Here is a 23,071-nt window from a genome sequence, read left to right as displayed (position 1 = left end):
ATCGTCTTAAATGGACCCTCCTTTTTGTAACTGATAAGTCTTTGCTTCCCCCTTTTCTGGCTTTTCGTATACACAAAGAGGAGTTGTTTATTCTTTTGAAAATCAAATCTATTTATTTTTTTTCAATTTACATTCTATAAAAATTTTTCTTTTTTGAAATCATAATTGATAATAGTTTTAAATATTATCAAAGTAAATTTTGTATAAGATTGCGAGCCATTATCAAAACCTATCATTAAAAGGCTTTAAAACAAAGTGAAATTTCTAAATCAAAATTTTTTTTATAAATTGCACACTTATCTATCTCTTTTATTTTTCATTACACTTGCAGTAGTTTGTTTTAGCGGTGCTATTTTTTGGTTTATAAAAATGAGATAAATAATATTTTTATTCCAGAGCTTGTAAATGCTAATCTAAAAACCCAAAGAATAAGCCTTGAAAAGATAAAAGAGATCGTTGCCAAAGAGCTAAATAATTATGAAATGGTCGGCATAAATATTGATGCCGACCCTAAAAAATGCGACAAAATTTGGTTAATCGAGCACAATGATAGTCAAAAAGAGTGGAAATTTATCTATTTTGACGCTTTTAGCGGTAAGATAAAGAGCGAACCACTCGCACATGATGAGGGATTTTTTGGAGTTTTAACAAAGCTTCATGAGTCGCTATTTCTTGGGAAAATTGGTCATATTATCCTTACTTTAACCGCTATTTTCACGTTTTTATCTGCATAAGCGGTTTCGTGATTTATAGAAAATTTTGGCTAACACTACTTAGGCTTCGTGTAAATAGGCTAAATGTTTTTATGAGCGACATTCATAAAATGATAGGAATTTTTTCTACACCTATTTTACTGCTCATTTGCATAAGTGGCGCTTGGTGGGAATTTCAGATGGTACGCATGCCAGAGTTTAAAAATGACTTCGTTATAGATGCAAAAATTTATAATAAAACCCTATCTCTTGACGAGCTGGTGGCCCGCTCAAAAAATGATCTTGCTGGCTTTGAGCCACACTTCATCTCACTGCCTTTTATGCAAGGAGCAAACATACGCCTTTTTGGCTATGTAAAAGATCAAAATTTCTTACATAACGAATATTCAAGCATATTAACTTACGATAAAAATAACGGCGAATTAGTAAGTATTTTGGACATAAAAAATGCAAATCTAAGCGAAGAAATTCTCTCAGCATTTAGAAAATCACACTTTGGCAACTACAACCAATTCACAAAATTTATCTGGTTTTTGGTTGGCATTTCACCGCTTATTTTAAGTATCTCAGGGCTTTATTTGTGGATTAAAAGAAATTTTAAAAGGAGAAAAAATGAAAAAATTTTTAATTAGTTTGGCTAGCAAAAATTTGATGCAACCTCAAATTTTTGCTAGCCAAAGCGATAAAATTTTAGAAGCAATTGATGTCGTAGAAAGCGAGCGAAGAGACAATGCAAACTACTTTGCAAAAGAGCTTGTAAAGAGCACACTAGGCTAAATTTAACCTCTCGTCAAACGCCCCAGTCGCTAACTGTGCTAACAGAAGCAAGGCTAAAAGATCAAGGCATCAAGGACTATCAAGTGCTTCTTAGAAATATCCCAGGCGTCACGCTAAATAAATGGGATGAACGCATACGTCCGACGGCTCGTGGATTTTTGATAGATTATTATTTGCTTGATTCGATGCCTAGCTTTAGCGGCTTTAGCCTTGACGCATATGATATGAGTTTGCTACCTTATGAAAGAGTTGAGGTGGTAAAAGGGGCAAATGGCCTACTTGCAGGCGCTGGCAACCCAGCTGCAAGCTTAAATTTCATAAGAAAAAGAGCAGATGCAAAGGAACTTAAAGGAAATTTTGGCATAAGCGCTGGCTCATACGATAGATACGGCGTAAATGGCGATGTGCAAACGCCTGTAAATGAGAGCGGAAGCGTTAGGGCCAGGCTTTCATTTATGCATGAGAAGTCGCACTCTTATATGGATTATTACAACCGAAAAAATAGTGCGATTTACGGCGTAGTCGATAGTGACATAGGCGATAACTCATGGCTTAGTCTTGGTGCGTTTTATCAAGAGCTAAAACGCCACGGCATTAGATGGGGCGGCATGCCAGCTTTTTACGCAGATGGCTCTAGGACAAATTTTAGTAAAAATGAAATTTTCTCTCAGCCTTGGACTAGGTGGGACATAAAGACGCTTGATTTTTACGCTGATTTTAAGCACTACTTTGAAAATGAAGCGAGCTTAAATTTAAGCTACTCATTTAGACGGGCAAACACTGACTCAAATCTACTCTACTACGGCGGAGCGGTAAATTTAGACGGTACTGGCAATATGAGTGGTCTTAGCGTCTATGCAAACAAAAGAGAGGAGAACATCCACAACGTTGACGCCTACGCAAATATCCCTTACGAGATAGCAAATTTATCTCATGAGTTTGTCTTTGGCGCTATGTATAACAACTATAAAAAAAGTAGCGATAAGGTAAGTAGCTACTGGCTACAAAAGACCACACCAGCTGGGATTGCTTACACAGCTAGAAGCAGGATTGATTTTAAAAATTTACACCTTGATGATCCAAAATTCCCTTACGAAGATCAAAATAATAAAGACAAAACGATACAAAAGGCATTATACGCAGCAAATAAACTATCAATCACCGATGAGCTTAAATTTTTGCTAGGTGCTAGGGTGAGCTACTACAAATACGAGATCGAGGGTGGTAAAGACAATAGAAATTTCACAAATGAGATCACGCCATATCTTGGCGTCACTTACGACATCGGAGCAAACCACACTCTATATGCTAGTTACACGAGCATATTTAAACCTCAAACCGTAAAAGATGCAAATGACAAATATCTAGATCCTATCCAAGGCAAAGACTATGAAGTGGGCATCAAAGGAGAGTATCTTGACGGGGCGCTTCAAGCAAGTCTTGGCGTCTTTAAGATCGTGCAAGACAAGCTTGGCGTAAAGACTGGCAAGAAAAATCCAGCGACAAATGCCGACATATATGAAGCTGGCAAGGGCGTGACAAGTAAGGGTGTCGAGCTAGATCTAAACGGCGAGATCACTAAAAACTTAAGCCTAAGCTTTGGTGCAACGCACTTTAACGCAAAAGATGCCAAAGGTGAGAAGTATGCCACCGACTCATCAAGAAGCACGGCAAATTTATTTGCAAAGTATGAATTTAGGGACTTTAGAGTAGGAGCTGGGGCTATGTATAAGAGTAAAATTTACACTGGCAAAGGCGCAAGCGAGATCACGCAAAAGGGCTATACTTTAGCAAATTTGATGTTTGGGTATAAATTTGCTAAAAACTTTGATGTGCAGCTAAATATCGATAATCTTTTTAACAAAAAATACTATGAGGGCATTGGTGCAAACAAGATGGTTTATGGTGACCCACGCACCTTTAATCTCAGTTTTCACTATAAGTTTTAGCTAAATTTACTCTAATGCGCCAGCTAAATTTCTAGTTGGCGCCCTTCATTTTTTGCTCATGGGTGTATAATTTCAAAAAACTAAGGAATTTGCATTGCTTAAGGTAGAAGTGATATATAAATTTTGCCTTGTTTGCGCTCTTGCTTGTGGGATATGCCTGCTTGCATTTACTGGGCTAAATTTCGCCATGGACGAGTATAATGAGTGGATGATGAGCGCGCACAAATTTGCAGGGATTTTGATATTTTGCGCAGCGATCTTACACGTCTTTAACCGCAGAAGAAAGCTAGTAAAGCTCATAAATGAGATGATCGATGTCACCACGCACCGCAAAAATCCAACGATCTGCAACATGGACCGCATCATCGCCTCGCTTGAGCCTTACACTATCAGTGAAATTTCACGCATGCTTGGCTTTGATGAAGCTGAGTTTTGCAAGAGCTTGCGCGAAAATGATATTAAATTTAATAGTCCCAGCCAGACTTTGCGTCAGATCGCACGCATGAACGATGAGAAGATATTTTTCGTGCTCGTGCTCATCGTCGAGGCCAAATTTGGCAAGAGATTTTGCGGTGCGGTAAGTTGCAATGTCGGAAGAAAATTTTAGTGCTCGCTATTCGGCCGCCATCTCTGCTCTTCAAGGTCGATGTGATATAAAAACGTCCTAATGACCTCTTCGTCGATCTTTGGGTCTTTGTTTAGCTCACAAAGCGCCTTTCTTTGCTCCTCTAAAATTTTAAAATACCTTTGTCTTGCCTCGTCGCTGATCTCAAATTTTTTACTCTCAAGCTCGAAATTCCAAAACTCTTCAAACTTTTGAAATAAAAAATTCTCATCGCCCACAAATTTCTCTTTTTTAAATTTAAGCGAAGCCTCGGCAAGCGCCTTTATGATCTTGATCCTTGCAAGCTCATTTGGCATATGGTCGTTAAAGTCTGGAAATTTCACACTTTTGATGAGCAGTGGCAAGCTTAAGCCCTGAACTACGAGCGTTAGCAAGATCACGACAAAGGTGATAAATAAGATGAGATCTCTATGCGGAAATGGCTCGCTACCAGCCATAGCGGGGATAGAAAGTGCTGCAGCCAGCGAGACTACGCCCCTCATGCCAGCCCAGCCGACGATAAATGGTGTGGCTTTGCCAGGGTTGCGATCGTCCGCCACGCTGATATAACGCTTCATAAACATCGTGATATAAACGGCTCCATAAGATGCCATGAGGCGGATAACGATGAGCACGGCAGTGACCAAAACGCCGTAAGAGACCGTCTCAAAGAGTGAGACGCCGCTACGCTTTAGCCCTGCTAAAATTTCAGGCAGGTCAAGGCCGATCATGGTAAATGCAAGGCCGTTTAGTAAGAAAATAAAGTTGTTCCAAACTGGCATCGCGTGGATCCTTGCTGAAGCGGTGAAAATTTCATTTCTTTTAGTCGAGAGATAAAGTCCGCCACAAACCACTGCTAAAACGCCGCTAGCGCCAAGCTCCTCAGCCAAGATATACATGATATAAGGCGTCGTGATCGTCATTATCGTTTCGCTGTTTTCATCAGTCGGTAAAATTTTATGTAAAAAATATGCCGCAAGCGCCACCGCAAGACCCGCTAAAACGCCACCAACCACCATCCAAACAAAGCTAGCAGCCGCCTCATACCAGATAAACTGCCCAGTCGTCACTGCAACTGCGGAGAAGCGAAAGATGATGAGCGAGGAGGCGTCATTTAAAAGGCTCTCGCCCTCTAAAATAGCGCTGATCCTGCGTGGGGCTTTGACAAATTTAAGGATAGCTGCCGTGCTCACCGCGTCTGGTGGCGAGACGATGGCTCCTAGCATGAAACCAAGGGCGAGAGAAAAGCCAGGGATCACTAAATTTGCTATCACTGCAACTGCTGCTGCGCTTATGAAAACCACGATAAAGGCGAAACTGCCAATCATTCGGCGCCATTTAAAGAGCTCTTTTAGCGAGTTTGCCCACGCAGCCTCGTAAAGAAGTGGCGGTAAAAATATGATGAAAATAAGCTCAGGATCGATCTTGATGCTTGGTAAATTTGGCACAAAACTAATGGCAAGCCCGCCAAGGACTAATAGCACCGGATAGGCGACCTTTAGGCGGTTTGATACCATCACCAAAGCGATGATGATGGCTAGTAGTGCAAAAAATAGCAGCAAATGTTCGATCATTTTGATCCTTTAAATTTCTTTTTGTATTGTGGCAATAGAGTAAATTTTGTCAAATTTCTGGCGGGCAGAGAGAGATTCGAACTCTCGGTGAGTTGCCCCACACACGCGTTCCAGGCGTGCTCCTTAAACCGCTCGGACATCTACCCATGAAGAAGTGGAATTATATCTTTATTTACTTAATGCTTGGCTTTTAAAGTTTAGCCCCAAGATAATGACATTTTTGTACTCATTATCCATTAGGAAAATGCCAGGCAGTTCACTCCATTTTTCAAAGCCAAATTTTAAAAATAGCCTAAGAGTTGCTTTATTTTCACTAAATATTAAAGCGATAATATTTTTTAGATTTAGCTCTCTAGCTTTATTTAGGCTGTGGGATAAAAGTTGCTTGTCAATGCCCATACTAAGAGCCTTTTTAGCGACATAGATGCTTATCCCTACGCTTATATCGTAAGCGACTTTTGGATTAAAGTCACTCAGTGAGCAGTAGCCTAAAATTTTATCATTTTCTTTGTAGATAAAGATAGGGCGCGAGCTGCCGTGGGCGTTAAACCAAGGCTCTCGCTCCTTTGTGCTAACTGGCTACATATCAGCAGTCGCACTTCTATCTAAAATGTAGTCATTGTAAATTTGCGTGATTGCTTCAAGGTCGCTTAAATTTGCTCGCTCGATCAAGCCTAGCTTCTTTTGGCAGCTTGATAGACTGATTCAAGCTTTGCTGCGATCTCTTTTAAGTCCTTGATCCTGCTCTCATTTGATGGGTGAGTGCTTAAAATTTCAGGCACCTTTCCGCCACTCATCTTGCTCATCTTGACCCAAACTTCGACCGCTTCTTTTGGATCGTATCCGGCTCTTGCCATTAGCTCAGTACCGATGTGATCAGCCTCGGTCTCATGTGAGCGAGAAAACGGCAGAGATATGGTGTATTCGCTAGCCAAATTTAGAGCATTAGCTCCAAGATCGCCAAGGCCAGTAGCTGTGGCTATTGCAAAGATGCCGATACTTTTCATCTGATCAGCACTTGCTTGCTCTCTGCTGTGCTCTCTAAGAGCGTGTGCGATTTCGTGTCCCATGACCGCAGCTAGCTGTGCATCTGTTAAATTTAGCCTTTTTATAATGCCACTATAAACGACTATCCTTCCCCCTGGCATACACCAAGCATTTAGCGTATCTTCGTTAATAACATTTACTTGCCACTTCCATTTTAGAGCATCATCCCTAAAAATACCAGTTTGAGCGATAAGCCTTTTAGCGATATCTTGAACTCTTTTTGTAAGGATCGGATCAACATTTAGCTCGCCTTTACTTCTAGCAGCTGTTAGCGTCTTGACGTAGGCTTGGGCTGAGCTTTGCTCCATAGCTTCTGATGAGACTAGCATAAATTGCTTACGATCAGCACCAACAACGCCTGCTTTTGTAACGCTTGAGCAGCCAGTGAAGAGCAAACTAGTCGCTAACAATGTAAGTAGAAATTTTTTCATTTTTATCCTTTTTGGACTAAAATTTTGCGTATTATAGCCTGAGTTGGATATGTATTGTTAAACGAGGGGAGAAAATTAATTTTTGTGATATCAAAAATAGTAATTTGCTTTTTTGCAAATTTTAAAATCTCATTCACTCGCAAGAATTGACTACTAAAATTTGGCTTCGCTTATAGCTTAGCTCAAATTTTAGAGCCGAAATTACTCGTTCATGAAATTTTAAAATTTGCCCGAATTTGCATCGCATGAATTCAAAATTTAGACGCTATATTCTAAATTTAACCCCTACGCCTTATAGTTTATATTTCTCTCAAATTCTCTCAAACGCTTATTTACAGATCTTAGCTCCGTTATTGTCGTCCAGTTGTCGATAAAGACGCTAAAACTCTCTCTAACTTGAGAAAAAGCGTTGCTGGCTTGTATAAGCACACCAAGTGTGATAACACCGCTAAACAGGCCATTTCCCATAATGATATAAGGCACGATGACAAGAATTTGTGAAAAAGAGATGAGCCAAAGGTTAAAGTAGCCATAGTGCAAAAATAGTTTGTAATAATTTAACTTTACGCCCGTAAAAAGCTCTAGCATGACGTTTGGCTGGCAAAATTTAGACTTATCATCCTCACCGTAAACCAGCTCTTTTCTAAATGCAGCTTCTGCTTTTTGGTTGTTATACTCGATATGCGGGAGTTTAATGCCCACAAACCACGAAATAATTAAGCCACCGATGCTAATTATTAAAGCGATATAAACAAGCGAGCCCTCGATATCTTTGATGTAAGGCAAACTTACGCTCTTGCTTAGCTCCCAAAGCACTGGTATAAAGGCAATTAGCGTCATGATCGCCCTTAAAACTTGCACGCCAAGGCTTTCCATTATTTTGGCAAAGCGGTAGACGTCTTCTTGGATACGCTGCGAACTACCTTCGATGTCACTTTTGCAGTTTTGCCAAAATTTTAGATATCTAAATGTCATCGCCTCTCTCCAGCGAAAGACCCAGTGGCTAGCAAAAAACGAGATCACAGTGTAAGTCACGACGTAAGGCATAGCGATTTTTATAAAGTTAAAAATTTCTCGCCAAAACTCACTTACATCATGATCTTTTGAGTTTTGCACGATGTCGTAGAAATTTTTATACCACTCGTTTATACGGACATTTAGGTGTGTTTGATAGACAAGAAGTAAGATGATAAATATCGCTCCGCCATAAGCCCAGAGTGCCCATTTTTTATCTTTAAAAAATGATGAAAACATAAAGTGCCTTTTGTAAATTTTGGCGAATTATAGCAAGCAATATTAAGCATTTATATAAAATTTAAATGTGAGCTATATTATTTTGCAAATTTTACGTAAAGGAAAATGATGAAAAAATTAGCATTTTTGGCCCTTGGCTTTTTTGCAACACTTGCGTTCGCGGCTGATATGAAGGTCTATAAAAGCCCAACTTGTGGATGTTGTACTAGCTGGGGTGAGGCGATGCAGAAGGCTGGATTTAGCGAAGAGGTCATAAAAGTAGATGATATAGCTAAAGTTAAGAAAGAATTTAACGTGCCGCTAGAGCTTTCAAGCTGCCATACAGCAATCATCGATGGATATATCATAGAAGGTCATGTTCCAGCCGATGAGGTAAAGCGCCTACTAGAGCTTAAGCCAAAAGATGTAGTTGGTATCGCAGTACCTGGCATGCCGATGGAGAGTCAAGGCATGGAACAAGGCAGTAAAGCCGAGCAATACGATGTTATTTTATTTAAAAAAGATGGCTCACAAGAAATTTTTGCCACTTATATTGGCACAAAAAAACTAAGATAACTTCAAAAATTTTTAAATTTAGCTTATTTTTTGGTGAGCTAAATTTAAAAAGAAATTCCCTTACTTACAGCTATGATACAAAGTAAAAATGTTAGCGGAACGTAGATAAATTTGCCTACAAAATACCAGAAATTACCATAAGATCTATTTGCTCCAGAATTTATCTCGTCTAAAATTTCATCTTTTTTAATAATCCAGAACCAAGAAATAGCACCGATTACCGCACCGATTGGAATGATATAGATCGACACAAAGTCCATCCAAGGCCCCCAACTGCTAATAGGCTCCATAAATGCTCCTATGCCAAAGCAAACTGCACAAAGTAGCGTGAGCGTCCAAAATCTATTAAGAAACGGAAATTTATGCATAAGCGACTCAGCCACGACCTCAAACATATTTTGAAGTGAGGTGATACCGCCAAAGATGACTGCTGTAAATAGTATGATCGCAAAAATTTGACCGCCGATCATATTTTGTAAAATTTTTGGAAGCGTTACAAAAAGTAGCTTTGGACCTTCGGCTGGATCCATAGCATAGGCAAAGACTGCTGGGATCATAACAAGAGCGGCCACAAGAGCTGCGATAGTATCAAAAAAAGCCGTAGTTTTAGCACTCTCAACGATATCTTCATCTTTTGAAAGGTAAGCTCCATAAACTATCATGCCAGATCCTGTGATAGAGAGCGAGAAAAAGGCTTGACCCATCGCAGAAACCCATACCATCGGGTCTGCAAGCTTACTAAAGTCAGGGATAAAAAGGAATTTATACCCATCAAACGCATTTGGTAGCATCGCGACATTTATAGCCAAAATGCTAAATAATACAAAAAACAGTGGCATCATTATTTGATTTGTTTTTTCGATACTTTTTGCTCCAAAAAATAGTGTAAGAAGCGTGCCAACAACGATGATAAAATGATAAGGCAAGACTGAGTAATCTTGAAGTGCAAATGAGTTAAACCAAACGTTCGTATCAACGCTCATAAATGAGCCAGTGAGTGCCTGAGTAAGGGCTTTTAGTACGTAGGCGATGATGACTGCGTAACCAATTGCTATGCAAAGTGAGCCAGCAAGTGGAAGCCAGCCAATAATATTGCCAAATACGCCTAAATTTCTACTTTGCCAAGCATATTTATATGATCCAAGCGTACCAGTTTTTGCACGTCTGCCAATCGCATACTCCGCACTTAGACCAACATATGAAAAAAGAGCTATGAAAAAAACATAGATGAGTAAAAACGCCGCACCGCCATTTGTGCCAAGTTTGTAAGGAAAGCCCCAGACATTTGCCATGCCAACTGCTGATCCAACACAGGCCAATATAAATGCCCAACGCGATGAAAAATTCTTTTTGCTCATTGTAAAATCCATAAATTTAGTGATGAAAATAATGTTATCAAAATATGATTTAAGAAGTTTTTATAAATTTTAAATTTAAGAAATGTTGTTACTTTTGGGCGTGGATAATTTGACCGCTAAATATAAATTCGCTATAATCAGGCAAAAATTTTTAACTCTTAAGGATCATAATTGAACCCCAGTAGCGATAATTCGCTTTTAATGGTAATACTTGCCATTATATTCATTTTGCTAAACGCATTTTTTGTTTTATCAGAATTTTCTCTTGTTAAAGTTCGTAAGTCTAGGCTTGAAGAGCTTATCAAAGAGAAAAAGCCAAATGCTCAGCTTGCTTTTGAGATGTCAAACAAGCTTGATACCTATCTTAGTGCCACTCAGCTTGGCATCACACTAAGCTCACTTGCTCTTGGTTGGATCGGTGAGCCAGCAGTTGCAAGACTTATAGAAGCCCCACTTAAAAATTTATTCAACTTTAGTGATATCTTAGTTCATACAGTTGGTTTTGCGATCGCATTTACGCTTATTACGCTACTTCACGTTGTAATGGGTGAGCTTGTACCAAAGTCAGTTGCTATAGCAAAGGCCGAGACTTCAGTACTAAAAATTGCTCGTCCACTTCACTTTTTCTGGGTGCTATTTTCGCCTGTAATTAAGCTTTTTGATATTTTAGCAACCATTGGACTTAAAATTTTAGGCATCCAGCCAGCCAAAGAAAATGAACTAGCCCACTCTGAAGAAGAGATAAAAATCATCGTTGGCGAGAGCTTAAAGGGCGGTGTGCTTGATAGTTTTGAGACTGAGATTATTAAAAATGCAGTTGATTTTAGTGACACAGTCGCAAAAGAGATCATGACGCCGAGGCGCGATATGATCTGCATAAATAAACAAAAGAGCTTTGAAGAGAATTTACAAGTCGTATTTGAGTCAAAATACACTCGCTTTCCTTATATAGACGGCTCAAAAGATATTATTTTGGGCATGATACACATTAGAGATATTTTACAGCTTCACTTTAGTAAAGACAAAGAGAAGAGTTTTGACGCGATTGTGCGTAAATTTGTCATCGTGCCTGAGAGCCTCTCTATCTCAAAAGTGCTTGTAATGATGAATAAAGAGCAAATTTCAGCTGCACTTGTCGTTGATGAGTATGGTGGCACGGCTGGTCTTCTTACGATGGAGGACATCATGGAGGAGGTGCTTGGTGACTTTAACGACGAGCACGACGAGGTCGATCAGCACTATAAAAAGATAAATGACAATATTTATGAATTTCAAGGCAGATACGATCTAGAGAGTGTTGAAGAGGTTCTTGGTATAAGCTTTGATGAAGAGACGGATCAAGTAACGATCGGTGGATATGTCTTCAACCTAATCGGTCGTTTACCAGTTGTAGGTGATAAGATCGAGGATGAAAACTGCTACTACGAAGTAAGAAAGATGGATGGAGCTAGCATATCACGAGTCAAAGTTAGAAAAAAGATAAAAAATGAAGAGGAGAGCATTCAGTCTTAAATTTATATATTTATGGCTTAAATAAGCCATGTTATGTAAATTTCTATCAATATTGTGATGTTCTAGACTCAATTTTCGCTATCGCTTATTTTATTAAATTTGTTTTAGGCAAGTCTTCTAGTTGTAGTCAAGCAAAATAAACTCATATAAATTTTTCGAGTAGATATCTAGCAGTAAAATTTAATCTTAAATTTTAAATATAGTTAATATAATTAAAAATTGTTTTTTACGAGGAGTAAAGATGAGAATAATAAATGTAAAAGATATAAGAGAAGTCGTTGCCAAGCTTTGCAAACAGGCCTGTTATGTTGTGACGCCAGATTTAAAGGCTGCTTTTACAAAGGCTCAAAGTAGCGAAAGCTCGTCACTAGGCAAAGACATTTTGGGCAAAATTTTACAAAATGCTAAGCTAGCAGAAGAGGGCGTTGCGCCTATATGCCAAGATACAGGCATGACGGTTGTTTTTGTGCAGATCGGCCAAGATGTGCATATTGAGGGTGGATATATTGAAGATGCGATAAATGAGGGCATTGCGGAAGGCTACATTGGGGGCTACCTAAGAAAGTCAGTCGTTGCTGAGCCACTTTTTGAGAGAAAAAATACCACAAACAACACTCCAGCCGTCATTCACACTAGGATCGTACCAGGAGATAAGCTAAAGATAAAAGTAGCTCCAAAAGGTTTTGGTAGTGAGAATAAATCGGTTTTAAAAATGCTTGTACCAGCTGATGGTATAGAGGGTGTAAAAAAAGTCTTTTTAGAGGCTGTAAAATACGCTGGACCAAACGCCTGTCCTCCACTAACAATAGGTGTTGGCATAGGTGGTACGATGGATAAGGCAGCACTTTTGGCAAAAGAAGCAGCAGTTCGTTCAGTCGATAGTAAAAATTCTGATCCAAGATATGCCAAATTAGAAGACGAGCTACTAGAGCTTGCTTGCAAAACTGGTGTTGGTCCTCAAGGACTTGGTGGTGACACCACTGCTGTTAAAGTAAATGTCGAGTGGTATCCAACCCACATAGCAGGTCTTCCTGTTGCTATAAACATCAACTGCCACGCTGCACGCCACGCAGACGCTGAGCTTTAAGGAGAAAAAATGTCAGAAGTAAAAAGAATAACAGCACCATTTAATAAAGAGGTGGTAAAGAGCCTAAAAGCAGGCGACAATGTCCTAATATCAGGCACTATCATAGCAGCTCGTGACGCTGCACATAAGGCACTTACTGAAACATTGGCACGTGGCGAAAAACTACCAGTTGAACTAAAGGGTGAGACTATCTACTATGTTGGACCAACTCCAGCCAAGCCAAATCAAGCTATCGGTGCAGCAGGCCCAACAACAAGCGGCAGAATGGATAAATACACCCCAACTATGATAAATGAAGTTGGTATAAATGGTATGATCGGTAAAGGCTACAGGAGTGACGCAGTAGTCGAGGCTATGAAAAAATCATGCTGTGTTTATATGGTTGCTATCGGCGGCATCGGAGCGCTCATTAGCCAAAGTATCAAAAAATATGAAGTGCTGGCTTATCCAGAACTAGGACCAGAGGCAGTTGCTAGGCTTACAGTTGAGGATTTCCCAGCAATAGTTGCCATTGACTGCGAAGGTAATAACTTTTATGAAGTCGGTCAAGCACCTTACAAAAAGATATAAATTTATCCCGCTAGCAAGCTAGCTAGCGGACTTTAGTAATATCCAAGACACATCGTTTCAGTTAATTTTATGCGTTTTTCAAATGGAGCAGGTGAGAAAAATTTACACTTTTCAATGTAAATTCTATAAGAATAGCTAAGATTAAAATCATCATAAAATTTCTTCAAGTCTATAAATTTGATGCCGCAAATCTCATAAAATTTAAAGAGCTCGTAGATCTTAGAGCCATTTTTTGCTACAAGATGAGAAGGAGCAAGCGAGGTAAAAGAGCAAAATACGCCTGTTGGAATAAGGCCATTTAAAGGCGTGCAAGTTTTTATAATGTTTTGAAATTTGACTGGAATGCTATTTTTTCTAAGAAAAACTATTCTTGAGTTTTCAAATTTAGCACTTATGACGTTTTTCCAAAAAAGATAAGCATTTGATGAGATGCCAGCATTTTTAGCCAACTCAGCACTGAGTACATAATCATCTAAAAACTCATTTGGTGCGAGTATATTTTGCATCTTCATCCTTTTGAAATTTTGCCCATTATAGCCTTTGGAGACTAAAAATTTAGAAAATTTATAGTAGGATTTTAAAAAATTTCAAAAGGAGAAAATATGAAAAAACAAATCTCAACAAAAAAAGCTCCACAAGCGATTGGGCCATATTCTCAAGCTATTAGCGCAAATGGATTTTTATTTATCTCAGGTCAGCTTGGTGTCACACCAGCGGGTGAGTTTGCAGGTAGTAGCGTAGAGGCCCAAGCTGAGCAATCGCTTGAAAATTTAAAAAATATCTTGGCTGAGGCAGGGCTTAATTTTGATAATGTCATAAAGACTACAATATTTCTAGCAGATATGGGAGATTTTGCTAAAGTAAATACTGTGTATGCTAATTTTTTTAAAGAGCCTTATCCTGCTAGAAGTACAGTAGCCGTTAAGACCTTGCCAAAAGACGCACTTGTAGAAATAGAGCTTATCGCGGCTTATTAATAGATATTGTGTAAAAGTTCACATAATTTAATGCTTAATTATAATGGAGAGCAAAAACTCTCCAAATTTATACTTCAAAAACTAAACCCTTAAACCTATAATAAAAATACATACTTTAAAATTTTTAAGCGCCTAACAATTTTTTCTAAAATTCCCTAAATATTTCAACTATCTTTAAGTATTGCTCGTATATAATTCCAGCTCACGAAACAAGAAACCACCTTTAACTTCATTGGTTAATAAAGCCTTTTCTTTTTATCGTTGTTCTTTTAACTTACAATTGTTAAACTATTAGTCAATCTTTGAAATCTAAACAAGTGATCGATTGAGCCAGTCTATTATGATTAAATAATAGATTAGACAAACTAATATAAAAACTAAAAGTTTTTTTGATTAAAAACTTCATAATAAAAATCCTGTCTATTAGATAGGTAATTAATATGGAGAGTTTGATCCTGGCTCAGAGTGAACGCTGGCGGCGTGCCTAATACATGCAAGTCGAACGGACAAGTAAGAGCTTGCTCTTATGAGTTAGTGGCGCACGGGTGAGTAATGTATAGCTAATCTGCCCTACACTAGAGGACAACAGTTGGAAACGGCTGCTAATACTCTATACTCCTGTCTTACATAAGTTAGATAGGGAAAGTTTTATCGGTGTAGGATGAGGCTATATTGTATCAGCTAGTTGGTGAGGTAATGGCTCACCAAGGCTATGACGCATAACTGGTCTGAGAGGATGATCAGTCACACTGGAACTGAGACACGGTCCAGACTCCTACGGGAGGCAGCAGTAGGGAATATTGCTCAATGGGGGAAACCCTGAAGCAGCAACGCCGCGTGGAGGATGACACTTTTCGGAGCGTAAACTCCTTTTGTTAGGGAAGAATAATGACGGTACCTAACGAATAAGCACCGGCTAACTCCGTGCCAGCAGCCGCGGTAATACGGAGGGTGCAAGCGTTACTCGGAATCACTGGGCGTAAAGGACGCGTAGGCGGATTATCAAGTCTCTTGTGAAATCCTATGGCTTAACCATAGAACTGCTTGGGAAACTGGTAATCTAGAGTGAGGGAGAGGCAGATGGAATTGGTGGTGTAGGGGTAAAATCCGTAGAGATCACCAGGAATACCCATTGCGAAGGCGATCTGCTGGAACTCAACTGACGCTAATGCGTGAAAGCGTGGGGAGCAAACAGGATTAGATACCCTGGTAGTCCACGCCCTAAACGATGTATACTAGTTGTTGCTAAGCTAGTCTTGGCAGTAATGCACCTAACGGATTAAGTATACCGCCTGGGGAGTACGGTCGCAAGATTAAAACTCAAAGGAATAGACGGGGACCCGCACAAGCGGTGGAGCATGTGGTTTAATTCGAAGATACGCGAAGAACCTTACCCGGACTTGATATCTAACAAATCATCTAGAGATAGAAGAGTGTCTGCTTGCAGAAATGTTAAGACAGGTGCTGCACGGCTGTCGTCAGCTCGTGTCGTGAGATGTTGGGTTAAGTCCCGCAACGAGCGCAACCCACGTCATTAGTTGCTAACAGTTCGGCTGAGCACTCTAATGAGACTGCCTTCGTAAGGAGGAGGAAGGTGTGGACGACGTCAAGTCATCATGGCCCTTATGTCCGGGGCGACACACGTGCTACAATGGCATATACAATGAGAAGCAATATCGCGAGATGGAGCAAATCTATAAAATATGTCCCAGTTCGGATTGGAGTCTGCAACTCGACTCCATGAAGCCGGAATCGCTAGTAATCGTAGATCAGCCATGCTACGGTGAATACGTTCCCGGGTCTTGTACTCACCGCCCGTCACACCATGGGAGTTGATTTCACTCGAAGCCGGAATACTAAATTAGTTACCGTCCACAGTGGAATCAGCGACTGGGGTGAAGTCGTAACAAGGTAACCGTAGGAGAACCTGCGGTTGGATCACCTCCTTTCTAGAGTACATATAGATATTCTCTCACAAGATATCTATAAGAAAGATATTCTCAATCATCCTTGTTTAGTTTTGAAAGATTGATAGACCTATAGGGGCCTATAGCTCAGCTGGTTAGAGTGCACCCCTGATAAGGGTGAGGTCACAAGTTCAAGTCTTGTTAGGCCCACCAGAGAATTTAATTGGGGAATTAGCTCAGCTGGGAGAGCGCCTGCTTTGCACGCAGGAGGTCAGCGGTTCGATCCCGCTATTCTCCACCATAAAATAGTTTAACCGTATTAAGTCTAATTAGAGAGCTTAAATTTTTAAACTTTCTAATTAGACTTTTGTCTAAATGTTCTTTTAATTAATATTGTTAATAGTCACAAGCAAGTTTTAAAAACAATTTTACAGGACTTGTTAAAGATTTAAATTTCTATTCTCTTTGCATTTAATGCAAAAGTTTGACATCACAATCTATTTAGGATTTAAAACTTATCTAAATAGTAGTCAATGCTTTCCGTCTTGAGAGCTAGAATTTAAATATAGTAACATAAAGTTATCTTTAACAAGGAAGTGATGCGAATTAGAATAATCTAATATAGAAAAGGTAAGCTACAAAGAGCAAGTGGTGGATGCCTTGGCTAGTAGAGGCGATGAAAGACGTGCCAGGCTGCGATAAGTCTCGGGGAGCCGTCAAGGGGCTTTGATCCGGGAATTTCTGAATGGGGCAACCCAGTTAAGCGCGAGCTTAACTACCTAATATGGAGCGAACGAGGGGAATTGAAACATCTTAGTACCCTCAGGAAAAGAAATCAAAAGAGATTACGCTAGTAGCGGCGAGCGAACGCGTAAGAGGGCAAACCGTTAGTTTACTAACGGGGTTGTAGGACTGCAATATAGACTAAACTTAGCTAATAGAATAATTTGGAAAGATTAAGCATAGAGGGTGATACTCCCGTATATGAAAGCTTTGTTTTACTTAGCAGTATCCTGAGTAGGGCGGAACACGTGATATTCTGTCTGAAGCTGGGTAGACCACTATCCAACCCTAAATACTACTACTAGACCGATAGTGCACAAGTACCGTGAGGGAAAGGTGAAAAGAACTGAGGTGATCAGAGTGAAATAGAACCTGAAACCATTTGCTTACAATCATTCAGAGCCCTATGATTTATCAGGGTGATGGACTGCCTTTTGCATAATGAGCCTGCGAGTTGTGATGTCTGGCAAGGTTAAGGAAACCCGGAGCCGTAGCGAAAGCGAGTCTTAATAGGGCGTTTAGTCAGACGTTGCAGACCCGAAACGATGTGATCTATCCATGAGCAGGTTGAAACCGGTGTAAGAGCCGGTGGAGGACCGAACCCGCTAGCGTTGAAAAGCTATGGGATGACTTGTGGATAGGGGTGAAAGGCCAATCAAACATCGTGATAGCTGGTTCTCTCCGAAATATATTTAGGTATAGCGTCATGTAGTAACACTGGGGGGTAGAGCACTGAATGGGCTAGGGCATACACCAATGTACCAAACCCTATCAAACTCCGAATACCTAGTGTGTAATCATGGCAGTCAGGCGGCGAGTGATAAAATCCGTCGTCGAGAGGGGAACAACCCAGACTAACAGCTAAGGTCCCTAAATCTCATTTAAGTGGAAAACGATGTGGAGTTACTTAAACAACCAGGAGGTTGGCTTAGAAGCAGCCATCCTTTAAAGAAAGCGTAATAGCTCACTGGTCTAGTGATTCTGCGCGGAAAATATAACGGGGCTAAAATGAGTACCGAAGCTTTAGACTTAGTTTTACTAAGTGGTAGGAGAGCGTTGTATTTGCGTTGAAGGTATACCGGTAAGGAGTGCTGGAGCGAATACAAGTGAGCATGCAGGCATGAGTAGCGATAATTGGGGTGAGAATCCCCAACGCCGTAAACCCAAGGTTTCCTACGCGATGCTCGTCATCGTAGGGTTAGCCGGGTCCTAAGCAAAGTCCGAAAGGGGTATGCGATGGAAAATTGGTTAATATTCCAATGCCAACTATAATGTGCGATGGAAGGACGCTTAGAGTTAAGCAAGCTAGCGGATGGTAGTGCTAGTCGAAAGGTGTAGGTTAAGATCCAGGCAAATCCGGATCTTTTTAAGCCGAGACCCCACAGGCGTTTGAAGTTCTTCGGAATGGATAGCGAATTGCCGATACTGTCGAGCCAAGAAAAGTTTCTAAGTTTAGTTATAGTTGCCCGTACCGTAAACCGACACAGGTGGGTGGGATGAGTATTCTAAGGCGCGTGGAAGAACTCTCTTCAAGGAACTCTGCAAAATAGCACCGTATCTTCGGTATAAGGTGTGCCTAACTTTGTGAAGGATTTACTCCGTAAGCATTGAAGGTTACAACAAAGAGTCCCTCCCGACTGTTTACCAAAAACACAGCACTCTGCTAACTCGTAAGAGGATGTATAGGGTGTGACGCCTGCCCGGTGCTCGAAGGTTAATTGATGACGTTAGCTCTGCGAAGCGTTTGATCGAAGCCCGAGTAAACGGCGGCCGTAACTATAACGGTCCTAAGGTAGCGAAATTCCTTGTCGATTAAATATCGACCTGCATGAATGGCGTAACGAGATGGGAGCTGTCTCGAAGAGGGATCCAGTGAAATTGTAGTGGAGGTGAAAATTCCTCCTACCCGCGGCAAGACGGAAAGACCCCGTGGACCTTTACTACAGCTTGACACTGCTATTGGGATAAAAATGTGCAGGATAGGTGGGAGGCTTTGATCTATAGACGCCAGTTTATGGTGAGCCGTTGTTGAGATACCACTCTTTTTTATTCTGATAGCTAACTAGCTTGAGTTATCCTCAAGTAGGACAATGTCTGGTGGGTAGTTTGACTGGGGCGGTCGCCTCCCAAAATGTAACGGAGGCTTACAAAGGTTGGCTCAGAACGGTTGGAAATCGTTCGCAGAGTATAAAGGCAAAAGCCAGCTTAACTGCGAGACATACACGTCAAGCAGGGACGAAAGTCGGTCTTAGTGATCCGGTGGTTCTGTGTGGAAGGGCCATCGCTCAAAGGATAAAAGGTACCCCGGGGATAACAGGCTGATCTCCCCCAAGAGCTCACATCGACGGGGAGGTTTGGCACCTCGATGTCGGCTCATCGCATCCTGGGGCTGGAGCAGGTCCCAAGGGTATGGCTGTTCGCCATTTAAAGCGGTACGCGAGCTGGGTTCAGAACGTCGTGAGACAGTTCGGTCCCTATCTGCCGTGGGCGTAAGAAGATTGAGGAGAGTTGACCCTAGTACGAGAGGACCGGGTCGAACCAACCACTGGTGTACGAGTTGTTCTGCCAAGAGCACCGCTCGGTAGCTATGTTGGGATGTGATAACTGCTGAAAGCATCTAAGCAGGAAGCCAACTCCAAGATGAATCTTCTTTTAAGAGCTCATATAGACTATGTGTTTGATAGGCTGGGTGTGTAATGGATGAAAGTCCTTTAGCTGACCAGTACTAATAGCTCGTCTGCTTATCTTTTAATAAGCATCACTTCCTTGTTAAGGATAAAAACTTAATAAGATATGTTTTTATAAAACTTTGTTTATGACTTTTAACTTTATCAAGTAGTGTTAAATAAGAGATTTATCTGATATATCTTTTATTTAACACTGCCCGTGACTATACAGACGAGGAAACGCCTTGCTCCATCTCGAACCAAGAAGCTAAGCTCGTCCTGGCTGATGATACTCTCCCTTACTGGGATGTTGGAAAAGTAGGTCGTTGCGGGCTTTGTTGATTTTTAATATTCTTTATCTAAACAATCATCTTTTAATATTATTTCTTAATTTATAACAAAATATCAAATCTAAAATTTATTTATATTTTTAAATAATTAGACTTTTTATCTTTACATTTATAAATATCTTTTAGCTTATGTTTTTATGCGAGTGTTGACTAAAAACACCAAATATGATAGACTCCAAACCCAAATTTACCCAAAAAGGACAAAAATGAAAAAGATTATATTCTCACTATTAGTAGCAGCTTCTACATTACTAGCAGCCATAAATTTAAACACTGCCACAAAAGAAGAGTTAATGAGTTTAGATGGCATAGGATCTTCAAAGGCAGATGCAATAATAGAGTATAGAAAAGCAAATAAATTTAACTCAATAGAAGATATAAAAAATGTAAATGGTATAGGTGATAAGACATTTGAAAATTTAAAATCAGATATATCAGTATCAGGCACTACAAAGATAGACGAAACAAAAGCTAAAACAAAATCTAAAAAAGATGACACAAAACAAAAAGTAAGTAAAAAGAGTGATGAAGTAAAAGAGAAAAAAGATGGTGCTAAAGATAGCGTAAAAGAAGTCAAAGATAAGAAAGAAAGCCCAAAAGATAAAGCAGAGAAAAAGAGCAAAGCTAAAAAAGAGAAAAGCAAAGAGTAATAAAATCTAGGAATTTATAAAAATTCTTACATAAAATATATATAAAAATAGTTAGGAGCGCATAGCGTTCCTAATAAATAAAATAGATTGGTTTTTTTATATATCTGCCTACTTTTTAAATTCTATAACTTGGTTTGCCTACTTTTTAAATTTTATAAATCAATAAGCTCATCTAATAGATCTTGTAAAGTAATGCTTCTTAAACTATCCTCTAAAGCTTCTTGTGCTTTTAGGAAGTGACCAGTTAAAAGTCCCTCGATCTTGCTACCAAGTGGGCAGGCTTTAGGTGAGTCAGAGTGGATCTTAAAAAGTTTTTCTTTATCATTTACTGCGTTAAAAATTTGAAGGAGGGTTAGGTGTTGGGGGAGTATTGCTGGCTTGAGATGTAGTGTTTGTGGGGCTGGGGTGTTTAAGCATCAAATAGTTATGTCAAGCATGTGATGTTCGCTAGGCACTATTTCCTCATTATCTGCTGTATTGTCCAAATTTTCCTCATCACCATCTCTTGAATTTTGTTTTTCGCTCTCAAACTCACTTGCCTCTTCTTCATTTTTTTGGCGCTCATGCTCCTTTTCAGGGTCTATTTTATAAGACTCTTCCATCGGACGAACCTCTTTGATCTCTTCACTTTGTTGCGAGGCAAGCTCAGCTGCCATCAAAGACTGCATATCAAATCTGGCTTGTTGATTTGCATGCACTTGAGATACCACTGGGGCATTTTGGTTTATAAAGTTACTATTTCCTAAAGGTGTTACAGCCATTTTTTAGCCTTTATTTATGATGATAGTTTTATAGTTCGTATAAGTGACATTTGCGCCGTTTTCACGCTTTAAATTTTCACGCTTGGTATAGTCTACCTCGTACCTGCCAGCTCCCTTTACACTAAATTCCACGCAGAATTTAGCTGCCATTTCTAGCACATCTTCAGGCACCCTACTCTTGTTTGTCTTGATGATGACATGGGCGCTTGGGCTATCCTTTAGATGTAACCATATATCGTCTTTTTTAGCAAGGTCAAGCAAATTTATATTGCCTTTTTCGTTTCTACCAACTAGTATTTTAAATTCTCTAACGTAAAAAATTTCAGCATTTTCGCTCACATCTTTTATATGACGTTCTCTTTGTTTTGCCTTGTTTTTTGGGCTTAAAATTTCAAGCTCATAGAGGCTGCTCGCTTCTTTTAAAAGCGACTTTAAGCCTTCAAAAAACTCGATTTTTTCTTTTAAATTTCTCTTTTCTATCTCCACACCAAGGGCTTTTGCACGAAATTTTTTTGATCTTGTGTAAAACTCATTTGCACTATTTTTTGGAGTATCGCTAAGAGTTAGTTTTATCTCATTGCCATCAAAATCTTTTAGGCAAATTTCTCTCTCATAGCCCTTGAAATTTCCCAAATTTGCAAGCAAAAGCGATCCTAAATTCGAAGCCTCCTCGCTTTTTTTCATTAGCTCATCTTTGTCTTCAAGTGAGTTTAAAATTTCACTCATGCTATCTATCTTTTTTTGCACGCTTGCAAGCTTAGCCTCTTTTAAGCTAGCTATCCTGGACTCATTTACTCTAGCCGCTTCAGCTTTAAAAAAGTGATCAAAGTCCGTTATAGGCTCGCACGGCTTTTCTTTTATCTCGATAGCTGGCAGTTCTTTTAAAATTTCGCCAGTTTCTATTTTTCGGTAGCTATTATCGATGTGTCTTAGTGCCTCGATTATCACGTTATTTTCGTCAGTTATCACAGCATTTGTAAAGCGACCCGTAAATTCAAGATAAAGGACAAAATTTTCACTTTTGTATGAGCCGCTTTGCGTGCAGATAAATTTTAAAATTCTATTATCTTTTAAGCACTCAACGCTTTTTATATGCGAGGCGTTAAAGCGCTTTTTTAGAACATTATCAAAAGGCGCTTGATAAATTTTTGCTTCTTTTTGCTCATCATCTTTATAAATCGCAGAGTTTGATTTATTTAGATCAAAGATGATCTTCTCGCCATTAAATTCGATTAAAATAGCCATATCATTGATGCGTTTTGCTTGGTTTATCTTTGTAAAATTTGATAAATAACTTGCTATTTGAACTAAATGTGCGTACTTCATGCCAAAGATTATATCAGAAATGTTGCAAAAATGTTTTAACAAAAGTTTCATCGCTTTTTATGACAGAGTAGTAAAGATCTGTTTTTTTATGGTTCTATTTTTAATTTTGAAAATGCTTCATTTGTAATGTTATTGAAATATAAATTTTTCGTAAATTTTTTCATAAAAATTTAAATCTTGTTTATATATAATGATAACTATTTTTATAATATTAAAATTT

Annotated in this window: 15 protein-coding genes, 3 tRNA genes, 3 rRNA genes and 3 pseudogenes; 14 read left to right on the top strand and 10 right to left on the bottom strand. The window is 39.5% G+C overall.

Going from position 1 to position 23,071, the window contains the following annotated elements; genetic code table 11:
* Nucleotides 1-356 precede the first annotated feature (356 nt).
* The 3 genes and pseudogenes from CCON33237_RS10160 to CCON33237_RS08585 all read left to right on the top strand — a co-directional run bounded on the left by CCON33237_RS10160 (nucleotide 357) and on the right by CCON33237_RS08585 (nucleotide 4,046).
* Nucleotides 357-1,345, top strand: a pseudogene (locus CCON33237_RS10160) (PepSY-associated TM helix domain-containing protein).
* A pseudogene (locus CCON33237_RS08590) lies at nucleotides 1,326-3,439 on the top strand (TonB-dependent siderophore receptor). The pseudogenes CCON33237_RS10160 and CCON33237_RS08590 overlap by 20 nt, the downstream one beginning before the upstream one ends.
* Nucleotides 3,440-3,533: 94 nt before the next feature.
* On the top strand, nucleotides 3,534-4,046 hold the full coding sequence (locus CCON33237_RS08585; protein WP_054197249.1) for a hypothetical protein: 513 nt from the start codon (nucleotides 3,534-3,536) through the stop codon (nucleotides 4,044-4,046).
* Here CCON33237_RS08585 and CCON33237_RS08580 read toward each other — a convergent pair.
* The 5 genes and pseudogenes from CCON33237_RS08580 to CCON33237_RS08560 form a co-directional block, all read right to left on the bottom strand.
* Entirely contained in the window at nucleotides 4,043-5,617 is a 1,575-nt protein-coding gene (locus tag CCON33237_RS08580; protein WP_054197248.1) for a Na+/H+ antiporter, read from the bottom strand. The two genes, CCON33237_RS08585 and CCON33237_RS08580, sit on opposite strands and share 4 nt — an antisense overlap.
* Nucleotides 5,618-5,675: 58 nt before the next feature.
* Nucleotides 5,676-5,763, bottom strand: a tRNA-Ser gene (locus CCON33237_RS08575).
* A 22-nt stretch (nucleotides 5,764-5,785) separates the two neighbouring features.
* A pseudogene (locus CCON33237_RS08570) lies at nucleotides 5,786-6,160 on the bottom strand (GNAT family N-acetyltransferase); the annotation flags it as partial.
* Between the two features lie 131 nt (nucleotides 6,161-6,291).
* The gene (locus CCON33237_RS08565; protein WP_054197247.1) at nucleotides 6,292-7,095 is read right to left on the bottom strand and encodes a M48 family metallopeptidase; all 804 of its coding nucleotides are present in this window, start codon (nucleotides 7,093-7,095) and stop codon (nucleotides 6,292-6,294) included.
* 285 nt (nucleotides 7,096-7,380) lie between these two features.
* A complete protein-coding gene (locus CCON33237_RS08560) occupies nucleotides 7,381-8,349 on the bottom strand; it encodes a putative transporter (RefSeq protein ID WP_054197246.1) in 969 nt (322 codons plus the stop codon).
* A 108-nt stretch (nucleotides 8,350-8,457) separates the two neighbouring features.
* On the opposite strand from CCON33237_RS08560, the gene CCON33237_RS08555 reads away from it, so the two are divergent.
* The gene (locus CCON33237_RS08555) at nucleotides 8,458-8,904 is read left to right on the top strand and encodes a DUF411 domain-containing protein (RefSeq protein WP_054197245.1); all 447 of its coding nucleotides are present in this window, start codon (nucleotides 8,458-8,460) and stop codon (nucleotides 8,902-8,904) included.
* A gap of 44 nt (nucleotides 8,905-8,948) precedes the next feature.
* On the opposite strand, the gene CCON33237_RS08550 is transcribed toward CCON33237_RS08555, so the two are convergent.
* On the bottom strand, nucleotides 8,949-10,262 hold the full coding sequence (locus CCON33237_RS08550; RefSeq protein ID WP_054197244.1) for a sodium-dependent transporter: 1,314 nt from the start codon (nucleotides 10,260-10,262) through the stop codon (nucleotides 8,949-8,951).
* A gap of 201 nt (nucleotides 10,263-10,463) precedes the next feature.
* Here CCON33237_RS08550 and CCON33237_RS08545 point away from each other — a divergent pair, with 201 nt between their 5' ends.
* The 3 genes from CCON33237_RS08545 (at nucleotide 10,464) to CCON33237_RS08535 (ending at nucleotide 13,431) form a co-directional block, all read left to right on the top strand.
* The gene (locus CCON33237_RS08545) at nucleotides 10,464-11,774 is read left to right on the top strand and encodes a hemolysin family protein (protein WP_454040649.1); all 1,311 of its coding nucleotides are present in this window, start codon (nucleotides 10,464-10,466) and stop codon (nucleotides 11,772-11,774) included.
* 241 nt (nucleotides 11,775-12,015) lie between these two features.
* Nucleotides 12,016-12,861, top strand: a complete 846-nt coding sequence (locus CCON33237_RS08540) for a fumarate hydratase (RefSeq protein ID WP_054197242.1) — start codon at nucleotides 12,016-12,018, stop codon at nucleotides 12,859-12,861.
* 9 nt (nucleotides 12,862-12,870) lie between these two features.
* On the top strand, nucleotides 12,871-13,431 hold the full coding sequence (locus CCON33237_RS08535) for a Fe-S-containing hydro-lyase (protein WP_054197241.1): 561 nt from the start codon (nucleotides 12,871-12,873) through the stop codon (nucleotides 13,429-13,431).
* Between the two features lie 32 nt (nucleotides 13,432-13,463).
* Here CCON33237_RS08535 and cheQ read toward each other — a convergent pair whose 3' ends face one another.
* Complete coding sequence (gene cheQ / locus CCON33237_RS08530) at nucleotides 13,464-13,937, bottom strand: cheVAW transcriptional regulator CheQ (RefSeq protein ID WP_081004454.1); 474 nt, start codon at nucleotides 13,935-13,937, stop codon at nucleotides 13,464-13,466.
* A 96-nt stretch (nucleotides 13,938-14,033) separates the two neighbouring features.
* Between cheQ and CCON33237_RS08525 the strand changes: the two genes are divergently transcribed.
* The 7 genes from CCON33237_RS08525 to CCON33237_RS10155 all read left to right on the top strand — a co-directional run bounded on the left by CCON33237_RS08525 (nucleotide 14,034) and on the right by CCON33237_RS10155 (nucleotide 20,764).
* On the top strand, nucleotides 14,034-14,408 hold the full coding sequence (locus CCON33237_RS08525) for a RidA family protein (RefSeq protein WP_054197239.1): 375 nt from the start codon (nucleotides 14,034-14,036) through the stop codon (nucleotides 14,406-14,408).
* A gap of 437 nt (nucleotides 14,409-14,845) precedes the next feature.
* A 16S ribosomal RNA gene (locus tag CCON33237_RS08520) occupies nucleotides 14,846-16,357 on the top strand.
* Nucleotides 16,358-16,451: 94 nt separating this feature from the next.
* Nucleotides 16,452-16,528 (top strand) — tRNA-Ile (locus tag CCON33237_RS08515).
* Between the two features lie 12 nt (nucleotides 16,529-16,540).
* A tRNA-Ala gene (locus CCON33237_RS08510) sits at nucleotides 16,541-16,616 on the top strand.
* Nucleotides 16,617-16,943: 327 nt separating this feature from the next.
* A 23S ribosomal RNA gene (locus CCON33237_RS08505) occupies nucleotides 16,944-19,847 on the top strand.
* Between the two features lie 133 nt (nucleotides 19,848-19,980).
* Nucleotides 19,981-20,099 (top strand): 5S ribosomal RNA (rrf, locus tag CCON33237_RS08500).
* The 16S, 23S and 5S rRNA genes sit together here with 2 tRNA genes alongside, the layout of an rRNA operon.
* A gap of 221 nt (nucleotides 20,100-20,320) precedes the next feature.
* Nucleotides 20,321-20,764: a ComEA family DNA-binding protein gene (locus CCON33237_RS10155; protein ID WP_054196774.1), complete on the top strand. Its 444-nt coding sequence runs from the start codon at nucleotides 20,321-20,323 to the stop codon at nucleotides 20,762-20,764.
* A 152-nt stretch (nucleotides 20,765-20,916) separates the two neighbouring features.
* Here CCON33237_RS10155 and CCON33237_RS09950 read toward each other — a convergent pair whose 3' ends face one another.
* Genes CCON33237_RS09950 through CCON33237_RS08485 form a run of 3 tightly spaced genes read right to left on the bottom strand, consistent with a single transcriptional unit; the run spans nucleotide 20,917 to nucleotide 22,851 of the window.
* Nucleotides 20,917-21,135: an Rrf2 family transcriptional regulator gene (locus tag CCON33237_RS09950; RefSeq protein WP_222862628.1), complete on the bottom strand. Its 219-nt coding sequence runs from the start codon at nucleotides 21,133-21,135 to the stop codon at nucleotides 20,917-20,919.
* Between the two features lie 45 nt (nucleotides 21,136-21,180).
* Nucleotides 21,181-21,525: a hypothetical protein gene (locus CCON33237_RS08490; protein WP_054197238.1), complete on the bottom strand. Its 345-nt coding sequence runs from the start codon at nucleotides 21,523-21,525 to the stop codon at nucleotides 21,181-21,183.
* A gap of 3 nt (nucleotides 21,526-21,528) precedes the next feature.
* Nucleotides 21,529-22,851, bottom strand: coding sequence for an NFACT RNA binding domain-containing protein (locus CCON33237_RS08485; protein ID WP_054197433.1), 1,323 nt, complete (start codon nucleotides 22,849-22,851; stop codon nucleotides 21,529-21,531).
* Between the last annotated feature and the right edge of the window lie 220 nt (nucleotides 22,852-23,071).

This window comes from Campylobacter concisus, from assembly GCF_001298465.1.
In the GTDB taxonomy this organism is placed as follows: Bacteria; Campylobacterota; Campylobacteria; order Campylobacterales; family Campylobacteraceae; genus Campylobacter_A; species Campylobacter_A concisus.
This window is presented reverse-complemented; position numbering and strand designations above follow the sequence as displayed.